This window comes from Paenibacillus sp. GP183 (assembly GCF_900104695.1).
In the GTDB taxonomy this organism is placed as follows: domain Bacteria; phylum Bacillota; class Bacilli; order Paenibacillales; family NBRC-103111; genus Paenibacillus_AI.
This window is the reverse complement of sequence record NZ_FNSW01000001.1, coordinates 547,174-568,356: the sequence shown is the minus strand read 5'-3', so window position 1 is coordinate 568,356 and position 21,183 is coordinate 547,174. Positions and strand designations below refer to the sequence as shown.

At 47.1% G+C, this 21,183-nt stretch carries 20 protein-coding genes; 1 reads left to right on the top strand and 19 read right to left on the bottom strand.

Features of this window, described 5'->3' with window-relative positions:
• Window positions 1-14: 14 nt before the first annotated feature.
• The 7 genes from BLV33_RS02835 to BLV33_RS02805 all read right to left on the bottom strand — a co-directional run bounded on the left by BLV33_RS02835 (window position 15) and on the right by BLV33_RS02805 (window position 7,403).
• Complete coding sequence (locus tag BLV33_RS02835; protein WP_090788107.1) at window positions 15-1,691, bottom strand: ribonuclease J; 1,677 nt, start codon at window positions 1,689-1,691, stop codon at window positions 15-17.
• 172 nt (window positions 1,692-1,863) lie between these two features.
• The gene (dapA, locus tag BLV33_RS02830; RefSeq protein WP_090788105.1) at window positions 1,864-2,724 is read right to left on the bottom strand and encodes a 4-hydroxy-tetrahydrodipicolinate synthase; all 861 of its coding nucleotides are present in this window, start codon (window positions 2,722-2,724) and stop codon (window positions 1,864-1,866) included.
• A 22-nt stretch (window positions 2,725-2,746) separates the two neighbouring features.
• Window positions 2,747-3,964, bottom strand: a complete 1,218-nt coding sequence (gene dapG, locus BLV33_RS02825; RefSeq protein ID WP_090788103.1) for an aspartate kinase — start codon at window positions 3,962-3,964, stop codon at window positions 2,747-2,749.
• A gap of 33 nt (window positions 3,965-3,997) precedes the next feature.
• Window positions 3,998-5,035, bottom strand: a complete 1,038-nt coding sequence (locus BLV33_RS02820; RefSeq protein ID WP_090788101.1) for an aspartate-semialdehyde dehydrogenase — start codon at window positions 5,033-5,035, stop codon at window positions 3,998-4,000.
• Window positions 5,036-5,126: 91 nt separating this feature from the next.
• Window positions 5,127-5,720 (bottom strand): dipicolinate synthase subunit B, encoded by a 594-nt coding sequence (locus BLV33_RS02815; protein WP_090788099.1) that lies wholly within the window; start codon window positions 5,718-5,720, stop codon window positions 5,127-5,129.
• On the bottom strand, window positions 5,717-6,616 hold the full coding sequence (dpsA, locus tag BLV33_RS02810; RefSeq protein ID WP_090788097.1) for a dipicolinate synthase subunit DpsA: 900 nt from the start codon (window positions 6,614-6,616) through the stop codon (window positions 5,717-5,719). Before dpsA ends, BLV33_RS02815 begins: the two co-directional genes overlap by 4 nt.
• 235 nt (window positions 6,617-6,851) lie before the next feature.
• A complete protein-coding gene (locus BLV33_RS02805; protein ID WP_171908986.1) occupies window positions 6,852-7,403 on the bottom strand; it encodes a TetR/AcrR family transcriptional regulator in 552 nt (183 codons plus the stop codon).
• A gap of 124 nt (window positions 7,404-7,527) precedes the next feature.
• On the opposite strand from BLV33_RS02805, the gene BLV33_RS02800 reads away from it, so the two are divergent.
• Window positions 7,528-8,199: a transmembrane-type terpene cyclase gene (locus BLV33_RS02800; RefSeq protein WP_090788093.1), complete on the top strand. Its 672-nt coding sequence runs from the start codon at window positions 7,528-7,530 to the stop codon at window positions 8,197-8,199.
• 588 nt (window positions 8,200-8,787) lie between these two features.
• On the opposite strand, the gene dut is transcribed toward BLV33_RS02800, so the two are convergent.
• From dut to BLV33_RS02740, 12 genes are all read right to left on the bottom strand, one after another.
• Window positions 8,788-9,243, bottom strand: a complete 456-nt coding sequence (gene dut, locus BLV33_RS02795) for a dUTP diphosphatase (RefSeq protein ID WP_090788092.1) — start codon at window positions 9,241-9,243, stop codon at window positions 8,788-8,790.
• A complete protein-coding gene (locus BLV33_RS02790) occupies window positions 9,230-10,486 on the bottom strand; it encodes a M16 family metallopeptidase (RefSeq protein ID WP_090788090.1) in 1,257 nt (418 codons plus the stop codon). The genes dut and BLV33_RS02790 overlap by 14 nt, the downstream gene beginning before the upstream one ends.
• Window positions 10,487-10,579: 93 nt before the next feature.
• Window positions 10,580-11,563 carry a polysaccharide deacetylase family protein gene (locus tag BLV33_RS02785; protein WP_090788088.1) on the bottom strand — a complete coding sequence of 328 codons (984 nt, stop codon included), beginning with the start codon at window positions 11,561-11,563 and terminating at the stop codon, window positions 10,580-10,582.
• 153 nt (window positions 11,564-11,716) lie between these two features.
• On the bottom strand, window positions 11,717-13,819 hold the full coding sequence (pnp, locus tag BLV33_RS02780; protein WP_090788086.1) for a polyribonucleotide nucleotidyltransferase: 2,103 nt from the start codon (window positions 13,817-13,819) through the stop codon (window positions 11,717-11,719).
• Between the two features lie 202 nt (window positions 13,820-14,021).
• Window positions 14,022-14,291 carry a 30S ribosomal protein S15 gene (rpsO, locus tag BLV33_RS02775; protein WP_090788084.1) on the bottom strand — a complete coding sequence of 90 codons (270 nt, stop codon included), beginning with the start codon at window positions 14,289-14,291 and terminating at the stop codon, window positions 14,022-14,024.
• Window positions 14,292-14,447: 156 nt separating this feature from the next.
• A complete protein-coding gene (locus BLV33_RS02770; protein ID WP_090788082.1) occupies window positions 14,448-15,392 on the bottom strand; it encodes a bifunctional riboflavin kinase/FAD synthetase in 945 nt (314 codons plus the stop codon).
• A 42-nt stretch (window positions 15,393-15,434) separates the two neighbouring features.
• Window positions 15,435-16,343 carry a tRNA pseudouridine(55) synthase TruB gene (truB, locus tag BLV33_RS02765; protein WP_090788080.1) on the bottom strand — a complete coding sequence of 303 codons (909 nt, stop codon included), beginning with the start codon at window positions 16,341-16,343 and terminating at the stop codon, window positions 15,435-15,437.
• Complete coding sequence (locus BLV33_RS02760) at window positions 16,340-17,344, bottom strand: DHH family phosphoesterase (protein ID WP_090788078.1); 1,005 nt, start codon at window positions 17,342-17,344, stop codon at window positions 16,340-16,342. Before BLV33_RS02760 ends, truB begins: the two co-directional genes overlap by 4 nt.
• Window positions 17,341-17,700, bottom strand: a complete 360-nt coding sequence (gene rbfA / locus BLV33_RS02755) for a 30S ribosome-binding factor RbfA (RefSeq protein WP_090788076.1) — start codon at window positions 17,698-17,700, stop codon at window positions 17,341-17,343. The genes BLV33_RS02760 and rbfA overlap by 4 nt, the downstream gene beginning before the upstream one ends.
• 6 nt (window positions 17,701-17,706) lie before the next feature.
• A complete protein-coding gene (gene infB, locus BLV33_RS02750) occupies window positions 17,707-20,544 on the bottom strand; it encodes a translation initiation factor IF-2 (RefSeq protein ID WP_090788074.1) in 2,838 nt (945 codons plus the stop codon).
• The gene (locus tag BLV33_RS02745; protein WP_090788072.1) at window positions 20,537-20,863 is read right to left on the bottom strand and encodes a L7Ae/L30e/S12e/Gadd45 family ribosomal protein; all 327 of its coding nucleotides are present in this window, start codon (window positions 20,861-20,863) and stop codon (window positions 20,537-20,539) included. Before BLV33_RS02745 ends, infB begins: the two co-directional genes overlap by 8 nt.
• Window positions 20,853-21,164 carry an RNase P modulator RnpM gene (locus BLV33_RS02740; RefSeq protein ID WP_090788070.1) on the bottom strand — a complete coding sequence of 104 codons (312 nt, stop codon included), beginning with the start codon at window positions 21,162-21,164 and terminating at the stop codon, window positions 20,853-20,855. The genes BLV33_RS02745 and BLV33_RS02740 overlap by 11 nt, the downstream gene beginning before the upstream one ends.
• Window positions 21,165-21,183: the final 19 nt, after the last annotated feature.

Below are 21,183 nucleotides of genomic sequence, written 5' to 3'. Positions count from 1 at the left end.
TGACTAGTGGTAGACTATACTTCCATTATAATTGGAAGGATCATAGGTCTTCTTCTGGTTTGTTCATATAAAAATCGTCCCAAGGCATCCTTAACATGTGTTTTTAAAGATGCCCATTCATTGATGTTCTCATTCATTAATTTATTCAATGTATTTGACACTATACGGTTCGCTTCATCCAGTAATCCTTCCGATTCTCGCACATAGACGAAGCCTCTGGAAATGATATCCGGACCGGACAGGATCTTCCCGTCCTGCTTACCTAAAGTAACAACGACAACCAATATACCATCTTGAGAAAGCAGCTTCCGGTCACGCAGGACAATATTACCTACATCCCCTACACCCAATCCATCAATAAGAATATTGCCGGCTTGTACTTTAGAGCCTTTGCGCGCTACTCCGCCCTGGATCTCAACTGTATCTCCGTTATCGAGGACAAAGATATCTTCTCTGGCTACTCCGACTGCTTCTGCTAGAGTCGCGTGCTGGCGAAGCATCCGATATTCACCATGAATCGGAATAAAATATTTCGGCTTCATGATATTCAGCATCAGCTTGAGCTCTTCTTGACTGCCATGCCCGGAAACGTGGACGCCTGTAATGGATCCTGGCCCGTAAATGACATTAGCCCCGATACGGAATAATTCGTCGACGGTACGGCCGACATACTTCTCATTCCCTGGAATCGGAGTGGCTGCAATAATCACAGTATCTCCAGGCAAAATATCCACTTTGCGATGCGTCGAGCGAGCCATTCTCGTCAATGCCGACATAGGCTCTCCTTGACTTCCGGTCGAGAGAATAACTACGCGGTCAGCCGCGAGCTTATTCACTTCTTCCGGTTCAATCAGCATGCCATCGGGAATGTGCAAATATCCGAGCTCACTGGCAATGGAAACAACGTTGACCATGCTGCGACCAATGACCGTCACTTTGCGGCGAGTTGCTTCTGCAGCATCGATAACTTGCTGAATACGATGGATATTGGAAGCGAATGTCGCAATAATGACTCTCTGTTTGGCTTTGCGGAATACATCCTCAATCTCGACGCCCACACTGCGTTCAGACCCGGTATAACCCGGTCTTTCGGCATTGGTGCTGTCAGAAAGCAAGGCCAGCACACCCTTCTTGCCGATTTCAGCCATACGATGAATATCCGCATACTGCTCATTGACCGGAGTCTGGTCAAACTTAAAGTCTCCCGTATGAACAACCATTCCCTCCGGCGTTTCAAGAGCGACACCGACAGAGTCTGGAATACTGTGATTCGTCTTGAAGAAAGTAGCCTTGATCGAGCCAAGAGTCAGCTCAGTATCAGCATTAATCATAATCCGTTTGGTTTCACCCAGCAGATTAGCTTCCTTCAGCTTCGTCTCCACCAGTCCAAGCGTCAATTTCGTACCGTAAAGCGGCACATTAAGCTGCTTCATGACATACGGCAAACCGCCGATATGATCCTCATGGCCATGAGTCAAAAGGATGCCTCGAATTTTATCCTTATTTTCCGTAAGATAACCGATATCCGGAATGACGATGTCGATTCCAAGCATGTCCTCTTCGGGAAATTTGAGTCCGCTGTCAATAACCACGATGTCGTTGCCATACTGCACCACATACATATTTTTACCGATTTCGCCCACGCCGCCTAGAGCGAAAATCAATAATTTTTCTTGAATTTTCTTAGACAAAATTATTCCTCCTTATTTTATTGGCGACGAATTTACATGATAAACCGAACCAGTCACTTGCCACCATTATACACGAACAAAAACAGCATTTACAAGTTGTGCTCTGTAAGCGCTAGTGTTCCCAAAAAAAACAAAACCGATGCCGGAAGCACCGATCCGTTTGCTTTCCCGTTTAAAAAAGAGATCGGATGAACTGTCTTTCATGCTCATTAACTTCAATTAAAGGAAGTCTAACGCCGCCTGTGTCAATACCTTTAAGCTTCAAGGCGTATTTGATTGGAGCGGGACTCGGAGCCTGGAAAATGCCTGTGAACACCGGAAGCAGCTTGCGATGCATTTCTGCTGCTTGCTGATTGTTTCCTGCTAAGTAATACTTTATCATAGTTTGCATTTCTTTTCCAATCACATGACTGGCCACACTGATAATTCCTCTGCAGCCTACTGCCAAGGCAGGAAGTGTATTGGCGTCTTCGCCGCTGTACACATGAAAGCCTTCACCCACACCGCTAAGAATTCGCGTTAACTGATTCGTGCCGGCGCAATCCTTGGTAGCCACAATTTTGGAGATTTGCGATAACCGAATGGTTGTGTCTGCATCGATGTTTACTCCAGTTCGCCCAGGAACATTATAGAGCACTACAGGCAGCTTTACGGCTTCAGCCACAGCTTTGAAATGCTGATACAGCCCTTCCTGGGAAGGGCGATTATAGTAAGGAGCGACGACTAATAAAGCGTCAACGCCAAGCTTTTCAACCTTTTGAGAAAAATGAATCGTATGTGCGGTGTCATTGCCTCCGGTTCCTGCAATGATTTTGCAGCGACCTCTGGCGTAACGTACAGAAGCTTCAATCAGCTTCAGCTTTTCCTCATCACTCAGAGTCGGAGATTCCCCTGTTGTTCCACAAATGACGAGTCCATCCGAAAGCTGTTCATCGATCAAATAATTGATCAGTGGTTCCACTTGGCTCCAATTGACAGCTAAATTCTCATCAAAGGGAGTAACCATTGCCGTAATCACATTTCCGAAATCCACTGTTCGCCCTCCTTAACTTATTTTACTTGTGCAAATTAAATTTTTGATGCAGTGCCCTGACGGATTTATGCATATCTTCACCCCGCACAAGCACCCAAATCGTTGTGTTGGAATCGGCCGACTGGAGAATTTGAATATCTTCATTCGTAAGCGCTTCAACAATATGAGCCATAATTCCCGGGACACCATTCATCCCACCGCCGATAACAGAAACCTTGGCGCAGCCGCTTTGCACAATAGGCGCATAGCCTTGAGCTTGCAGCAGATTCAGCGCGCGCTCGGTTTCATAGCCAAACACTGTATATACTACGCCAGAAGGATTGACATTAATAAAATCAACACTGATCTGATGCTCAGCCATCGTCTTGAAGACCCTCAGCTGTAAATCATATTGACCTTGTTCCGCAGAAACTTGAATTTGAGTAACATTGGAAAAATGCGCTATACCTGTGATTCTCTTGTCTTGAATCTCGTTGGAAGCTGCCTGGATCGCATCGGTATGCGTCACTAACGTGCCTGGCGATTTGGAAAAGGTGGATCTTACGCGTATCGGAATGTTCGCCTGCATGGCAATTTCTACAGCCCGGGGATGTATCACCTTGGCTCCATTATGAGCCATATTGCAAATTTCAGTGAAGCTGACTCTTTCCAGAGGTCTGGCATCTTCCACAATCTTCGGGTCTGCTGTTAAAATTCCATTGACATCCGTAAAAATGTCCACGATCTCCGCCTTCAGAGCTGCTCCGAGAGCAGTTGCTGAGGTATCGCTGCCTCCACGGCCCAAAGTGGTCAATTCGTTTTCGATGGTTTTGCCTTGGAATCCGGTGACAATGACGACCTGCCCTTGCTCTAAATGCTCTACTATGCGATTAGGTTGAATGGAAACGATCTGGGCATTGCCGAAATTGCCGTTCGTTTGTATACCCGCCTGTCCACCGGTTAAAACCACAGAAGGTATGTTTCTTGCGGCCAAGAGGCTGCAGAGCTGAACTGCAGAAATAATCTCTCCGCAGCCTAGCAGCAAATCCAGCTCTCTTGAAGGTATAGAACCGCCGCTTTCCCGAGTCATCTCCAGGAGCGTATCGGTTGCATAAGGGTCACCTATTCTTCCCATCGCTGATACAATGACTACTAGATTATAGGATTCAGCAAGTGCATCTTGAATGTGTTCTAGAACATGTTCTCTGGCGGGAGCGGTGGAAAGGGAAGTGCCTCCAAATTTCTGTACAACAATTCGCATGAGGTTCCCCCATTTTTACGATAGCGGTTTATCTCACTGCTCGATAGCAATATATTCCGCTATTTGAACAGCGTTCCATGCCGCGCCTTTAAGTAAATTATCGGAAACAATCCAGAGGTTTAATGCTCTTGGGTTGCTGAGATCACGGCGCACACGTCCGACGAAAATTTCAAGCTTGCCGGCTGCATCTGTGGCGAGAGGATATTGCTGTTCTTGTGGATTATCCACCAGAACGATGCCTGGCGCATTTGCGAGCAGCTGCTTCACTTCATCTACGTCGAAATCCTGCTTTAGCTCAACGTAGACCGACTCGGAATGTCCATAAACCACCGGGATTCGGACACAGGTTGCGGTAACTTCGAGGGAATCGTCACCCATGATTTTTTTGGTTTCACGGATCATTTTCATCTCTTCATTGGTAAATCCGTTATCGAGGAACTTATCGATTTGCGGAATGGCATTGAATGCTATTTGATGCTTGATCGGCAAAGAACCAACAGGCAAAATATCCGGATTCGAAGGATTCCCGGCAAGAACTTCTCTGGACTGCCGCTTCATTTCATCGATGGCTTTAGCTCCAGCGCCAGAAACAGCTTGGTAGGTAGAGACGATGATTCTGGAAATCCCAAAACGGTCATAAATCGGCTTTAGAGCAGCAACCATTTGAATCGTGGAGCAATTCGGGTTGGCAATGATGCCTTTATGCTCATTAATTTTCTCAATGTTTACTTCTGGAACAACTAATGGAGTTTCCGGGTCCATACGGAAAGCATTCGTATTGTCAATACAGACTGCTCCCGCTTCTACAGCATGTGGTGCAAGTACTTTGGAAATGTCTCCACCGGCGCTAAATAAAGCGATATCAATACCTTCAAAACTCCCAGGCCCTGCTTCTTCTACCGTAATTTCACGGTCTTTAAAGCGAAGCTTGGTACCTGCAGAACGAGCTGAGGAAAGCAGCTTTAACTCTTTTACAGGGAAATTCCGTTGATCCAGAAGCCGTATGATTTGTTCTCCTACAGCCCCCGTAGCGCCAACAACTGCAACATTAAAAAGCTTTTGATTGGACATACACTGCTCTCCCCTAATCTATTTATCTGACACTAAAAATTGGGGCATAGTGTTAAGAACACTGAGTCACGATTTTTAGTGGAATCATGCATTAATATTGAAATCTTTCAATGATCATAGGCTGCAATTGCTTGCCTTGCAAGGCTGCTTCGCAGGTTTCCATGATGAGGTCCATTCTTGCCACTAATGAGTTTGGTTTCGCACCAGGCGCATCCTGCCCATAAGGCACAAAATAGATGTTTTTGGTAATGAGCAGCTTAGCAATATTTGCCGCATTTAGCCCAAGTCCATCATTGGTGGAAATAGCCAGCACCAGCGGTCTTTGATTTCTCATTTGCGCCTTGGCTGCCATCAAGACAGGGCTGTCAGTCATAGCGTTAGCCAATTTGCTGGTCGTGTTGCCTGTACAGGGTGCGATTGTCAAAACATCCAACAGCTTGGATGGCCCCAGGGGCTCGGCATCGAAGATCGTGGATATGATTTCGTTTCCTGTTATCTCTTTAATCTGCTTCTGCCAATCCTCCGATTTGCCAAATCGGGTGTCCGTTGTCATGATCGTGGATGAAACTATAGGAATGACCCTGGCTCCCTGCTCTACAAATCTCTTGATTTGCGGCATGACTTCCTCCAGCGTACAATGCGAACCCGTCAATGCGTAACCTACTGTTATCCCTTGCCAATTCATTCTGCATCGCTCCTGTCCTTGAAGTCCTCCTCTAATAACTGGCTTAGCGCATTCGCTATGATACGTCCAGCAGTTTTGGGAGCGACAATTCCAGGTAAGCCCGGTGCAAGCATCGCTTTGATACCTCTTTTTTCAGCAAAACGAAAATCCGTTCCGCCAGGCTTGGAGGCCAAATCGATGATCACCGCGCGATGCGGAATATTAGTGATAACTTGTGCTGTGATTATCATAGTCGGAATTGTGTTAAAAAGCAAGTCAATATTGGCTACTTCTGTGTATAAATCAGTTGTGTAAAAGGGCTGAAAACCCATCTCCCATGCACGTGCAAAGTGATCCGGCTGCTTGACGCCTACCTTCACGGAGGCCCCTAATCCCTGCAGTGTTCTGGCCATGGTAAAGCCCGTTCTGCCAAACCCGAGCACCATACATACCGATCCGTGAATCGTGATGTCCGTATTCTGGATCGCCATCATGAGCGCTCCCTCAGCGGTAGGAATTGAATTATAAATGGCCACATCATCACGGTCAAAAAGCTCAATGACAGAAATGTTGTGCTCTTGACACAGCCGCTTTAAATAAGTTTTGGCCATCCCGGTATATACTTTGGCATGTGAAGGCAGCGCTCCAATAATTTCATCCGTTAAAACAAGTTCATTATGGGAAAATATCGATTCCACCCGACCCGTATCGTCCGTCCCTACCGGAGGGAGAATGAAAGCGTCAATTTGCTTCAAAAGCTCGGCGCTTGGTTCCGAATTCGTGACTCCGCTGAGTTGACGTCCCAGGTTATTAAAACCAAATAAAAACACAGTTGCATCCAGCTCGGTAAACCTCTGAATGACTTCCAGCTGTCTCGCGTCACCGCCCATGAAAGCAACTGATATGCCAGTAAGCATTCTCGCTTACACCCCTTTCTCGGTACATATCACTTGGATATTGTATGATTCAGCCTATGGATGGGTGACAGCCAATGCTGTTGGAGGATTGTTGTGGATTGGGGATGCAGGAAATCAAACTTTCGGATAGCAGGAAACAGCGGCGGACTAGGACTCTAAAATAAAGTCTTAGAAAGCCGCTGCTTTTATTTACTATAAACGCTTTAGAATGAAAAATCCCGTTTTCATGTTTTCACTAATTCTGATTACTTGAAGGTGCCAGCTTGCAGATGAGTGCAGCCATCTCCTCATCGCTCTGGGCCATATCGTTTTGAACCCATTCGATTAATATTTTGTACAGTCCTCCAGCCAGAAAATGGACCTCATATGCTTTCATCTCCGGCGAGGTGATGTCGTGCGTCAAGAGTCCAGCGAATATGGAGTGCAGGTAGGTATCGAATCTGTCCAGCAGCAGATTCCATAGATTTGAACGGAGCAAATTCTTGATCAGCACCTCATGCTTCCTGAAGTAGGCAAAATACAGGTAAGCGAATTGGAAGACGTCCACTTGTCCATAGCTGCGGATTTCCTCCAGGTATACTTGAAAAAGCGTATTGAGATACTGGATTATGATGTCTTCCTTGGAGCCGTAATTGCGGTAATACGCCATTCTGGATACGCCGGCTTTTCTCGTAATCTCCGTGATGGAGATATCCGAGAAGCTTGTTGTTTCCATCAGCTGCATGAGTGCGGTATATATACATTCCTTTGCAAATTGATTCTGCGCGTTCTGCTCCTGCCCCTTCATGAACAAATTCCTCCCTTTTGTCACAGTACGCTCCGGCTCTCTTGTCAGCCCCATAGATACAGTATATATTCAACTCATAGAACGTTACAAATGTAACACCGTCACTTTAAAAGGAGAGATTATCATGGAAATGCTGCTGCTATTATTAAGCGGAATATGTTGGACCGTTGTCTATCTGGAATTGGTTCGGATAGGCTTCAAAGAGAAAACCTACGGCATGCCCCTTTTCGCCCTTGCGCTGAACGTGACTTGGGAGGGGCTTTATACCTTCAAGGACTTAACTGCCCCCACCATCCCCGTGCAGGGTTGGGTCAATCTAGTCTGGGTCCTGTTCGACATCGCCATTGTTACCACTTACTTTCGATATGGAAGAAAAGAGTTCGAGAAATTCGGTCTCTTGAAACATAACTTTATCCCATGGTCCATCCTCATCTTTGCCATGTCCTTTGTACTTCAGTACTCTTTTATCGTCGAGTTCGGTGACAACGCCCCGAAGTATTCGGCCTTTCTCCAGAATCTGATCATGTCCGTTCTGTTTATCTGCATGCTGGTCGCAAGAAAAAGCACGCAGGGACAAAATCAGGTCATAGCGGTATGCAAATGGCTGGGTACGTTAGCTCCAACGATTTCGATCGGCGTTTTGCATGGCAATAAGCTGGTTCTGGTGCTGGGTATCTTCTGCTCTGTATTTGATCTGATCTATATCTACGCTTTGCGGCTATATTCGAAGGCTTCGGTGAAGCAGCCGGAGGCATTCACGCATAGCGGGAATGAGGATCATGCGGTTCCATTGTGAGGAAAATTCTGTGGGCATTCGTCTAGGGCACTTCAACTAAATCGAATGTGTATAGTGCTTTGTGAGGGTGGTATGGAACGTATATTCTCCGTTTACTGTGATTTGAGATGATAAAGGAAGTATTTGGACTTATGTTGGGAGAACCACATGGTTGCTGATATAAGGCAATTTTCCTCAAATTTCGCGAGCATGCATCTCTCATCCATTTCAAGGTTAAGATGAGCGACCGCGTTTATCAACAAATGCCAAAAACCTCCAATCCATAGCTCACTATGATTGGAGGTTTCCTTTATTACTTGATTACTGGCTTATGATAAGACATAATTTACGTCTTTAGTGGGGATTTAAAGGATTTGTTACGAGAAAGAGCGTGTCCCGCAGGGACTAAAGCGGCTTGATTAAACAAAGTCCTCTTTCATGCGCCAACTTCACTCCCTATCCAACTTTGCGGGTGTCCAGAGGGCTGCCGCCCTTTGGGGCCCTCCCTAGAGGGAGGGTTTGGGTGGGTGCAAAATGGTTGAAAGGTAGGTTTGGGTGTGAGAAAAAGATTTTAAAAGAGATCAATTTACAGGTGGGTCAAGAGGGAGGTTACCTCCCCGTATGTCCAAATCCACCGGAGCCGCGCTCCGTCTCAGTCAGCTCATCGACCTCAGTGAGCTCAATGACGGGAACAACCTGAAACACCATCTGCGCGATACGTTCATTGCGCTGGATGGTGAAGGATTCTTGCCCGTGATTGATAAGCAGCACCTTGACCTCGCCTCGATAGTCGGCATCGATCGTTCCTGGTGAATTCAACGTCGTAATCCCGTGCTTGTAGGCCAGACCGCTGCGCGGGCGAATCTGTGCTTCCAGCTCAGGAGGCATGCTTAAGGCAAATCCTGTAGGGACCAATTGGCGCTCTCCAGGATGCAGTACAACCGTTTCGCTTACTGCCGCATGAAGGTCGAAGCCGCTTGCCGCTTCTGACATTTTCTTAGGCAACGCAATATCTTCATTGCCAGGCAATCGTTTAATTTGCACCTGGAAGCTATTGGATGACAAGTTGATCCCTCCTAAAGCCTTGAAGCACTTGATCCGAATCGCCAACCATGGATAAGGCAAAAGGGGCTGAGAACAAGTTTTGCGTCAATTCACGAATATGCTCCATACGTACACTTTCAATTCGTTCGATCATTTCATCCAGGCTGTAATGCTTACCGGTCATCAGCTCATTTTTGCCAAGGCGATTCATTCGGCTGCTGGTGCTTTCCAGACTCAAAATCAAGCTGCCCTTGAGCTGCTCTTTGCCTTTTTTCAGCTCGGAATCGGTCATACCTTTATCGGCAATTTCGTGAAGCAATTCCAAAGTGACTTTTAACACTTCCTCAGTTTGTTTAGGCGCTGTACCTGTGTAAATCGTAAACATGCCGCTGTCTATGTGCGAGGAATGATAGGAATAAACGGAGTAAGCCAGCCCTCTTTTTTCACGGATTTCTTGAAATAAACGGGAGCTCATACCGCCGCCGATTACATTGTTCAGCAAAACCATCGGATATAAATTGTCTTCCTTCAAGGAAAGTCCCGGAAGGGAAAGACATATATGATTTTGTTCGGTTTTCTTTGCATGAAAGACGAGCTCGCCCAGAAAGTCAGGTACCTCGTAGCCCGTCTCTTCCCCCGAATTGTTGAAGCCTCCAAAATACTTCTCAACCAGCTCGCGAACGCTGTCATCAATATTTCCGGCAAGGCTTATGACTGTATTTTCAACATTGTAATATTTTTTCATATACCGGCGTAGGTCATCCGACTTCATGGCGGATAATTGTTCTTCCGTACCAAGGATCGTATACCCCAATGAATGACTGCCATAGGCCGCTTTTGCCGCTAAATCATGAACCAGATCGTCAGGTGTATCTTCATACATCGAGATTTCCTCGAAGATGACATTCTTTTCTTTATCCAGCTCGCCCTCATCAAAGGTTGAATGGAAAAACATATCGGATAAAATATCCATCGCGATCGGCAGGTGTTCATCCAATACCTTGGCATAAAAACAAGTATATTCTTTGGAGGTGAATGCATTCACATTCCCGCCGATGCCATCGAAAATCTCAGCAATATCTTTAGCTGAATGCCGCTTCGTTCCTTTGAACAGCATATGTTCGATAAAATGGGAAATGCCGTTATCCTGCGGCTTCTCGTTACGGGAACCAGTTTTCACCCAAATTCCGAATGAAACCGATCGAAATGTAGGGATTTGTTCCATGATCACCCGAAGTCCGTTATGTAAGCGATAATTAATCAACAAGTTTCCTCCTCAAAAAACCTAATACCCAATAATACTTATATAGTCTAACAAAAATGTGTGATTGACTCAACTTTGCAGATTTCCTTGCATTTAGTGGGTCACATCCACACGTTTAGGCGATATCAATTCACTTACCGTTGCGAGAATAAGTCCTTTACGCTTAATGGATCGGATCATTTCGGGGAGCGCTTCGCTGGAGGAACGAGTCGGATGCATCAGAATGAGCGAGCCTGGCTCTACCCTTGTCGATATTTTTTGAATAATCCGCTCAGCTCCAGGATTGGTCCAGTCAACTGTGTCAAGCGTCCAGAGAATGGTCTTCATCCCCATTTCCGAAGCGATCTGCACGGTTTCTTGATCAAAATCTCCGGACGGGGGGGCAAACAAATGATTAGTGACTCCCAGCTCTTTAAGATAAGCTTGTGTTTTGCTGATCTCTTCCATAGCATTTTCACGGGAAAGCTGGCTCATATTCTTATGGGAATAAGCATGGTTGGACAGCTCATGCCCTTTGCTTTGGATGAATTTGGCGGTATCCATATTCTTGCTCAGCCAGGTTCCATCGAAAAAGAATGTGGCATGTACGTGTTCCTTGTCGAGCGTGTCCAGGATCGAAGGAAGAAATTCATTGCCCCATGCTACATTGATCATGATGGAGGCCATCGGCTTCTGCGGATTTCCTTTAAAGATTGGATGTGGACCCAAGTCTTCCAGCAAAATGGCAGGACTTGTTTCTTTCATGATATAGGAAATTGGAGCAGAGGCTCGTTTCCCTTCAGCAAGCTTTAATGTTTGCTCAATGTCGACCTCTAACCCGTTGTAGGCAGGTATCGCTTTCCACACTGAATCCAATTTAGCATTGATCGGGGCAATTTTTCTTTTTATGGCTTCCGATTGAATGAGATCTATCAGAGCTTGCCTGTTATCGCTGGTTGTGAGCCAATAGTTGGTTCCCATGGCAAGAGGATCCGCCCCAGCCTTAATGGCTGAAACAAAAAGACGGATGCTCTGATTTTGAGTAATGATATAGGTAACGAACAAGAAAAATCCTAAAAGCAGCACAATTTGGCGCAACGCGGCTTCCCCCTTGCCTCATTTTATCCTGAGGATATGAGCAAAAGGACAAGTTTAGAACCCGGAAGCCAATGCGTACACAGCAAAAAAGAGACAGACGGGCTGACTCTTAATTTGAATAACGGATGTAATTGAAGCCTGCAAATCCCTCTCTTAGTTTTGAGCAGGGACCTGCGGAGCAAGGGTAGCTTTACGAGATAAATTGACGCGGCCCTGGTTATCGATTTCCGTAACCTTTACGGTAATGGAGTCGCCGACGTTAACGACATCTTCCACTTTGGCAACACGGTCATTGGACAGCTGGGAAATGTGGACCAGGCCTTCTTTACCCGGTAAAATCTCAACAAATGCGCCGAATTTCTCAACGCGCTTGACGGTCCCAAGATAAGTTTCTCCGACGACAACTTCTTTAACGATCCCTTCGATGATAGCACGGGCTTTGTTGTTCATTTCTTCGTTAGAAGAAGCGATAAACACGCGGCCGTCCTGCTCGATATCGATTTTCACGCCGGTTTCCTCGATGATTTTGTTAATGATTTTACCGCCTGCACCGATCACATCGCGAATTTTATCAGGATTGATGTGCATGGTCAGAATTTTCGGCGCATAAGGGGACAACGTTTTCTTAGGCTCGTCGATACGGGCTAACATCTTCTTCAAGATGTGCATTCTTCCCTCTTTCGCTTGAGCCAATGATTGCTGCAGAATGCTGCGGTCGATTCCATCGATTTTGATATCCATTTGCAAAGCCGTAACGCCTTGAGCTGTACCTGCCACTTTAAAATCCATATCGCCAAGGTGGTCTTCCATCCCCTGAATATCGGACAAAATGGAGAAATGGTCTCCGTCTTTTATTAATCCCATAGCGATTCCGGCAACAGGTGCTTTAATAGGTACTCCTGCATCCATTAGTGCAAGGACACTCGCACAGATACTTGCTTGGGAAGTAGAGCCATTGGACTCCAGCACTTCCGAAACCAGACGAATGGTATATGGGAAATCGACTTCATTAGGAATGATCGGTTCCATCGCTCTTTCACCCAGTGCGCCATGTCCAATTTCGCGGCGGCCTGGAGGACGAAGCGGTCTTGCTTCCCCAACGCTGAAAGGGGGGAAGTTATAGTGATGCATGAAACGCTTGGTTTCGGTCATATCCAAACCATCAAGGATTTGAACATCTCCTAATGGTCCAAGTGTACATACGCTGAGTGCTTGAGTTTGTCCACGCTGGAACAAGCCGGAACCATGTGTGCGCGGGAGCAGGGAAATGTCGCATTCAATCGGGCGAATTTCATCAAGTCCGCGACCATCCGGTCTTACCTTATCATGTGTGATCAATCGGCGAACTTCTTCCTTTACGATATCATACAAGGTTTCTTTTACATCACCCATGTTTTCCGGAGCATCTGCGTAGACCGATTTAAAATGTTCAACCGCTTCGGAATTTACTGCATCAATAGCTTCCTGTCTAGCGTGCTTTTCAGGAATTTTGACGGCCTCCACCAATCTGGATTGGGCAAACTCACGAACAGTGCTGCTAATTTCGGGGGCAACCGTATGCAGCTTCACTTCCATCTTGGGCTTGCCTGCTTCTTCAGTAAGCCTTTCAATCACGGCTACGATTTTTCTGATTTCATCATGGCCGAACATTATGGCTTCGAGCATCACTTCTTCCGGAACCTCCTTGGCACCGGCTTCAACCATCATAATGGCGTCTTTCGTACCCGCAACAACCAAATGGATATCACTTTTTTCTTCTTGCTCCGTGGTCGGATTGACAACAAAGAGTCCGTCTACCCTCCCTACGATAACACCGCCGACAGGTCCGCTGAAAGGAACATCGGAAATGCTTAAAGCAGCAGAAGTGCCGATCATAGCGGCAATTTCAGGTGAACATTCCTGATCCACGCTCATGACGATATTAGCGATCTGGACATCGTTCCGGAAGCCTTCCGGAAACAACGGACGAATCGGACGGTCTGTTAAGCGGCTGGCCAAAATCGCCTTCTCGCTGGGTCTGCCTTCCCGCTTGATGAATCCGCCCGGGATTTTACCAACTGCATATAATCTTTCCTCATAGTTAACGGTTAACGGGAAAAAATCCAAATCCTTAGGTTCCGTAGAAGCCGTCACTGTGCAGAGCACAACCGTATCGCCATAACGCACCGTTACGGCTGCATTGGCTTGTTTGGCTAAACGTCCGGTTTCCATGATGAACGGCCGGCCGCCGAGATCCATTTGTACTTTCTTTTCCATAAAATCCTCCTAAAGCATGCTTGTTCTGTAAGCTGCTTGTATGTATTGCCCGTAGATAATCTTACATTACTTCTTCATGAAGCCTAGTATTTCCTTCTTTTTTCTTTTTAAAAAGAGCAAGAAAAAGCAACCTTGTCGCCACTGCACGCTCAGCCCGTTTGAGCCCAGCGAAAGAGCAACAGGTTGCTTCTCGATGTCGGTGTTATCGACGTAAGCCCAGCTTTTCAATCAAAGCGCTGTAACGGCGTACATCATTGTTTTTCAGGTATGCTAGCAGCTTACGGCGTTGTCCAACCATTTTGAGCAAACCACGGCGGGAGTGATGATCTTTTTTGTGCATCCGCAAATGGTCTGTCAGGTTAACAATGTTTTCCGTAAGGATAGCCACTTGAACCTCTGGAGAACCCGTATCGGTATCATGTACCTTGTGAGTTTCAATCAGTTGGGTCTTGCGTTCTTGTGTTAATGCCATCCTTGTTCACCTCCTGTTCATGAAGTATCCCCAGCAGCCCAGAATACGCCGGTGATAGCGTGAATCCATGCTGCGGTTAGCGTCAAATGAAGCAATCTCTCTTGACAGCCTTATCAGTATAGCATAGGTAGATGGTGCAAGTAAATGCTTGAAGCCTTAAAGATGCGATAATTTCGCTTTTGCTTCTTCAGCATCCTGTTTGATTTGCGCGACAAGCATGTCAATGGAAGTGAATTTGCGTTCTTCCCTTAAAAATTCAACAAGTTCAACCGTAACCGTCTCGCCATAGATCTGATCTTCAAAATCAAACAAGTGCACTTCCCAGGACGGCTTTGGCTCACTTGCTGCAAAGGTAGGTTTGACTCCTACATTCATCACGGCGTCATAATTCAGTCCCTTCACCTGCGCCTTAACGGCATAAACGCCATTCAAAGGCTTGATATAGGCTTCATCCAGTTCAAGGTTGGCTGTTGGAAATCCAATGGTTCTCCCTCTTCTATCCCCGCTGACAACTTTGCCTCGAACATTGTAACGGCGTCCAAGCAGGCGTGTTGCCACATCAACTTGCCCACTCACAAGAGCTTCACGAATCAGCGTGCTGCTTACTTTAGCTCCATCAATATAGTAGGGCCGCACCACCTCTACGGCAAATTTGCCGTGGCTCAGCTCACATAGGGTATCCGGGTTGCCTTTACCTTGATAACCAAAGTGGAAATCAAAGCCGACTATTACACTATCTACACCGATCGGAAGCAGAATCTCATTGACAAAATGCTCGGGAGAAAGCCGCATCAAAGCTGTGTCGAAATGTACCGCATATACATAGCTGACACCCATTTGCTCGAAAAGCTCCATTCTTTTATGAAGCGGCGTCAAGAGCTCTTTATATTTGTCATGACCCAGCACCACTCTGGGGTGCGGATCAAAGGTCATAATCGAAGCGGGAAGATGCAGCTGCTCCGCCGTGTATAAAGCGCGGCCAATGACTTCTCGATGCCCTAGGTGGACACCATCAAAATCACCGATGGCTATCACCTGTTTGACAGGAAGAATCCCCGTCGAATGATCATTAAGCGGATATGATAGCTGGACTATTTCCATACATCTCTTCACCTACCCATTTTCCAACCAATACGGTATGTTCTAATGAAATACTTTTACAGGAATCAGGCTCAGGGCCTCTTCCTTCCATTCAAAAAGACCAAGGAATTGATGATCAGGGCCGTATACTCTGAATAAAGAATTCTCTTTATTGATCAAAGGCGAATAGGAAAGCATAATCGGTTTGCCCTGCAAAGCATGTTCGGCCTGTAAAGCGGATAAATCGACAGATGGAATATGCGAGATCGCTTCATCCATAGGAATCAAATATTGCTCCAAGGTTCCTTCGGCAATATAACGTTCAATCTGTTCAAATGTCAGGCACTGCTCGAGTCCAATGTTCCCCGTAGATGTGCGAATCAATTGTTTCATAACGGATGGAAAACCAAGAGACTTTCCGATATCCACGCACAGCGTTCGAATATAGGTGCCTTTCGAGCACTTGACGCGAAATCGCACCTCAGGGTGCTTAAGATTCAGCTTCATGTCGAGTACTTCTAAAGCTTCGATCCGCACGGTACGCGATTTCCGCTGAACCTCCTTGCCTTCCCTGGCCAAATCATAAAGCCTTTTGCCATCTATTTTAACAGCCGAGTACATCGGCGGTATCTGCTCGATTTCTCCAATAAAAGCATGCAATGCTCGTTTCACATCTTCCGCATCCAATTGCACATCTGCCATTTCATGGATAGGGGTTCCGGTTAAATCTTCCGTATCTGTAGCTATCCCAAAAAGCAGTACCGCTTCGTATTCCTTGGGCAGCTCTTGAATGTACTCAACCATGCGGGTAGCTCGTCCTATACAAAGAGGCAGCACACCCGTAACTGCCGGATCCAACGTACCGGTATGACCGATTCGCTTGATGCCCAGAATTCTTCGCGCCTTGGCAACAACATCGTGGGAAGTGAACTTCTCCGGTTTGAAAACGGGCAAAATGCCTTCGATCGTCATCTCAGTTCTTTTCCTACTTCCTGAACCATGATCATGATCGCCTGCTCCAGCGTTCCGTTTAACGTGCAGCCGGAAGCCCTCACATGTCCGCCTCCGCCAAGTGATTGAGCGATTCGCGCTACATCCACTTTTCCGGCAGAGCGAAGACTGACCTTAATCACGTCCGGTTCTTTTTCTTTGAAAAGCATACCTACTTCAACGCCTTCCACATTGCGCGGATAATTCACAAGCCCGTCCAAATCCTCACTGGAGGCTCCGGTTTGCTCCAGGTCAACGAGGGATACGGATAGCCAGGCTAGCTGGCGGTTATGTGAGAAAGCCAAGGTTGAAAGCGCCTTTTGCATGACAACGATCTGGGCGTAAGTTAATCGCTCAAGCACTTGTTCGGCAATCTCGGCCCCTTGTACCCCGAGTGCCAACAAGCTTGCAGCTATTTGCATCACTCGCGGTGAGGTACTGGAATACCGAAAGCCCCCGGTATCCGTAATCAAACCTGTATAGATGCACTCCCCAAATTCCTTGGTCGGGGAAATCTGCAATTCCAAAGCCAGATCGTAAAGAATTTGAACGGTTGCGGCCGCATCCTCTTTGATCAAATGGCTGGTGCCGAAACGATCATTCGTCGGGTGATGGTCAATGTTGAGCAGTTCCGCCCGTTCGTCAAAAAGAGTGCTGATCTTACCAATTCTGGAAAAATCAGCACAGTCTACAGTTATCACGTTTTGGAATTGACGATTTACTTCCTGCAGCGAGAAATTAATGGCTAGCTCGCTTCCCCATAAGTAATCAAATTTGGCAGGGATCGCACCTTCATTGATCAATGTGAAGGATTTGCCCAACTGTTTAAGCATATAACCCGTTACATAAGTAGAGCTGGCCGCATCCCCATCCGGTTGGATATGGGAAACTACCAGAAAATCGTCATGCTCGATAATAAAAGCTGCAGCTGCTTCCAGCTGCCGCTTGTAAATAGTCTCTTGATCATAAAGCTCGGTGGTCATGAGTCTGAATTCCCTTCCCTGCCCAACTGATGAAGAATGTTGTCAATTTTACTTCCGTAATCGATGGAAGCATCGAATTTGAACTGCAGCTCGGGAATTTTGCGCAAGCGGATCCTCTTGCCAAGCTCGGAGCGGATGTAGCCCGAGCCGGAAGAAAGCGCCTTGAGCGTCGCTTCCTTCTGCTCGTCCGTACCCATGACGCTAAGGAAAACCTTAGCGATTGATAAATCGTTAGTAATCTCCACCCCGGTCACGGTAAGAAAGCCGATTCGCGGGTCTTTTAATTCCGATTGCACGATTTGGCTCAGCTCTTTTTTGATCTGTTCGCCTACTCGACCTACACGGACTCTTGCCATACGTTATCACCTCTCAACTGTTTCCATGATGAAGGCTTCAATAATATCTCCCTCTTTGAGGTCGTTGAACTTCTCAAGAGAAATTCCGCACTCGTAGCCTTGCGCTACTTCCTTGGCGTCATCCTTAAAGCGTTTCAGGGAATCAATTTTGCCTTCATAGACGACAATTCCGCCGCGGATCAAACGAGCTTCGGCATTGCGGGCTACTTTACCTGAAGTAATCATACAGCCTGCAATGGTGCCGGAACCCGTGACTTTAAATACATTACGAACCTCGGCATGGCCGATGACGTTTTCTTTGTAGATGGGATCAAGCATCCCTTTCATAGCTTGCTCTATCTCTTCGATTACATTATAAATAATTCGATGTAAGCGAATGTCAACTTTTTCTTGATCTGCGGTTGCTTGAACGGCCGGATCAGGTCGAACATTAAAGCCGATAATGATCGCATTGGATGCAGAAGCCAGGATAATATCCGACTCAGTAATGGCTCCAGCTCCTGTTAACAGGACTTTAACACGGACGCCTTCCACTTCAATCTTCTCTAAGGAACCTTTGAGCGCTTCAACCGAGCCTTGAACATCACCTTTAATGATGACATTGAGGTCTTTGATTTCACCCTCTTTGATATGCTTGTAAAGATCATCCAACGTTACGCGAGAATTTGCGCCCATTCCGGATTGACGAAGGGTGATAGCACGTCGGTCGGCGATGTCTCTTGCTTTACGCTCATCTTCGAAGGCAAGGAAAGGATCTCCTGCTTGAGGAACTTCCGTCAAGCCTGTAATTTCTACAGGTGTGGAAGGACCGGCTTCCTTCAATCGTTTGCCCTTGTCGTTCACCATCGCTCTAACGCGGCCGAAGCAGACTCCGGCAACGAAGCTGTCTCCGACTTTTAGTGTGCCGTGTTGAATCAGGATGCGGGCAACTGGTCCTCTGCCTTTATCCAACTCGGCTTCAATGACCGTTCCCCTAGCACGTTTGTTCGGATTGGCTTTGTATTCTTGCACTTCGGCTACGAGCAGAATCATTTCCAGCAGGTGCTCAATGCCGATACGCTGTTTCGCGGAGAGCTCCACGAAAATCGTATCTCCGCCCCACTCTTCGGGTACAAGCTCATACTCTGTCAGGGCTTGCTTGATCTTCTCGGTATTAGCACCTGGCTTATCAATTTTATTGACAGCTACGATGATAGGTACTCCTGCAGCTTTGGCATGCATGATAGCTTCAACCGTTTGAGGCATAACTCCATCATCCGCGGCTACGACCAGAATCGTGATGTCGGTAACTTGCGCGCCTCTTGCACGCATTACGGTGAACGCTTCGTGGCCCGGTGTATCCAGGAATGTAATTTTCTTCTGGTTGATATCTACTTGGTAAGCTCCGATATGCTGAGTGATTCCACCCGCTTCACCCTCGGTGACATTGGTTTCACGGATAGCATCCAGCAATGTGGTTTTACCATGGTCAACGTGACCCATAATGGTAACGACCGGCGGACGCTCCAAGAGGTCAGCCTCATTGTCGACTTCTTCGAAGGTTTCGAAGTTATCTTCCTCGACTTTGATTTTCACTTCTACCTCGACGCCAAATTCACTGGCAATCAGAAGTATAGCTTCCATCTCCAGCTCTTGGTTGATGGTAGCCATAACACCTAAGAATAATAGTTTCTTAATGACTTCAGAAGCATCCTTGTGCAGCAGTTTGGCCATTTCGCCAACAGTCATCGTGCCGCGTACAATAATCTTTTTCGGTGTGTTGTCGATTTTTTCTTTTTTGACGGTGTCTTGCTGATATTTGCCGCGGCTGTTATTGCGGTTATTCCCGCGATTGCCGCCGCTGCTGCCACCTCGACCGCCGGTAGGACGGCTGTCCTGAAAACGGTTTTGAGGAGGTTTTATAGGTTTTTTGAAATTAGCTGCTGCCTTTGCTGCTGCATCATCGATTTCCTCAGGTGTCGCACCTGGACGAAATAGCGGCTTGGACTCTTGAATGACAGGTCTGCCGCCTTGTCCTTGGCCTCCGCGGTTATTATCATAGGAGCGAGTCGGTCCTTGGCTGCGAGTCGGTGTTCCGCTGCCTTGCGGACGGCTGCCGGCGCCTTGACTGAAGGAGCCTTGGCCAGTGCGCGGAGCCTGGCCTGAAGTATTACGATTGCCAGCGCCTTGACCTTGAGTTCCGCTGCTGGCAGGTCTTGCGCCGCCGCCGCTGTTGCTGCCTGCGTATGCAGGACGGTTGCCGCCGCCTTGGCCTTGGTTGTTGTAAGGCCTGTTCTCGCCGCCTGAACGCTGACCTTGCCCGGAGCTGCCGCCAGGACGTTGTCCGCCTTGACCTTGCGGACGCTGACCAGTACCTTGGCCCTGCTGGGAAGAAGCCGGACGACTGGACACATATTGACCGCCTTGTTGGGGTCTGGATGACGATTGTGAATTATAAGGTCTTTGCCCTTGAGAGCCTTGAGAACTTTGAGATCCTTGGGATCCTTGGCTTGACCCGGTTGGTCTTACAGGACTCGAAGCTTGCTGCTGGGGTGCAGCAGGTCTTGCTGCTTGATTGGATTCCGCTGCCGGAGCTGCGGCTGCGGTTGCAGGCTTATTACTGGGTGTTGTTGAATTCACTTTTCCTCCGTCTGTAGCTGCTCTCTTGGCTGCTGCATTAGCTTTAATGTCGCGGAAAAATTTCTCCACGCTGCCTACCGCATCATTTTCCATCACACTCATGTGATTGTTGACGGGGATATTCAATCTCTTCAGGATTGTGATGATCTCTTTACTGCTCATATTTAAAGATTTTGCATATTCATAAACGCGAAGCTTATCTTTATTCTCTTCTTTATTAGTCAATCCTTTTCACCTCCGCAGGGTTTACCTGGCACTTTTGCAGCATTTGGGCAAAGCCTCCGTCCAAAACGCCGAGGATGACCCGCATCTCTTTGCCAATGCTTCCGCCTAGTTCCTCTTTACTGCCCATTTGTATGAGTGGTATACCGTAGAACTGGCATTTATCCTGAAACTTTTTGCTCGTATTCTCGGAAGCGTCTTCCGCTAAAATAACAAGCTTCGCTTCACCCGAGCGAATAGCCTTAAATACACCTTCATCTCCGGTAACGAGCTTACCAGCCCGCATCGTGAGCCCCAGCTGTGATAAAAATTTACTCTTCATCGGAAGCCTCCTCTTTCGAGGCTATAAACTCATCTTCCACGCGGATAAAATCCTGCTCCAGCTGATCATAAATACTGGCGCTCACCGGTGATTTCAATGCTCGATCCAGCGCCTTGCTCTTCTTTGCCAGCTTAAAGCAAGAAACCTTCCCGCAAAGATAAGCGCCGCGACCGGATTTTTTGCCTTTAAGATCAATGAGTATTTCATCCTCTGGGGTTTTGACGACACGGATCAAATCCCGCTTGGGCATCATTTCCTGGCAGGCCACACATTTTCTTAGAGGGACTTTTCTCTGTTTCATCCCAATCACCTCTTCTGGT

Bases quoted from the DNA above. Each gene is read 5' to 3' on its own strand.
- dapG (WP_090788103.1), bottom strand. From the start codon at position 3,964: ATGCGAATTGTTGTACAGAAATTTGGAGGCACTTCCCTTTCCACCGCT.
- BLV33_RS02820 (WP_090788101.1), bottom strand. From the start codon at position 5,035: ATGTCCAATCAAAAGCTTTTTAATGTTGCAGTTGTTGGCGCTACGGGG.
- BLV33_RS02815 (WP_090788099.1), bottom strand. From the start codon at position 5,720: ATGAATTGGCAAGGGATAACAGTAGGTTACGCATTGACGGGTTCGCAT.
- dpsA (WP_090788097.1), bottom strand. From the start codon at position 6,616: ATGCTTACTGGCATATCAGTTGCTTTCATGGGCGGTGACGCGAGACAG.
- BLV33_RS02805 (WP_171908986.1), bottom strand. From the start codon at position 7,403: ATGAAGGGGCAGGAGCAGAACGCGCAGAATCAATTTGCAAAGGAATGT.
- BLV33_RS02800 (WP_090788093.1), top strand. From the start codon at position 7,528: ATGGAAATGCTGCTGCTATTATTAAGCGGAATATGTTGGACCGTTGTC.
- pnp (WP_090788086.1), bottom strand. From the start codon at position 13,819: ATGGAAAAGAAAGTACAAATGGATCTCGGCGGCCGGCCGTTCATCATG.
- rpsO (WP_090788084.1), bottom strand. From the start codon at position 14,291: ATGGCATTAACACAAGAACGCAAGACCCAACTGATTGAAACTCACAAG.
- BLV33_RS02770 (WP_090788082.1), bottom strand. From the start codon at position 15,392: ATGGAAATAGTCCAGCTATCATATCCGCTTAATGATCATTCGACGGGG.
- truB (WP_090788080.1), bottom strand. From the start codon at position 16,343: ATGACGATCGAAGGCATTTTGCCCGTTTTCAAACCGGAGAAGTTCACT.
- BLV33_RS02760 (WP_090788078.1), bottom strand. From the start codon at position 17,344: ATGACCACCGAGCTTTATGATCAAGAGACTATTTACAAGCGGCAGCTG.
- rbfA (WP_090788076.1), bottom strand. From the start codon at position 17,700: ATGGCAAGAGTCCGTGTAGGTCGAGTAGGCGAACAGATCAAAAAAGAG.
- BLV33_RS02745 (WP_090788072.1), bottom strand. From the start codon at position 20,863: ATGAAGAGTAAATTTTTATCACAGCTGGGGCTCACGATGCGGGCTGGT.
- BLV33_RS02740 (WP_090788070.1), bottom strand. From the start codon at position 21,164: ATGAAACAGAGAAAAGTCCCTCTAAGAAAATGTGTGGCCTGCCAGGAA.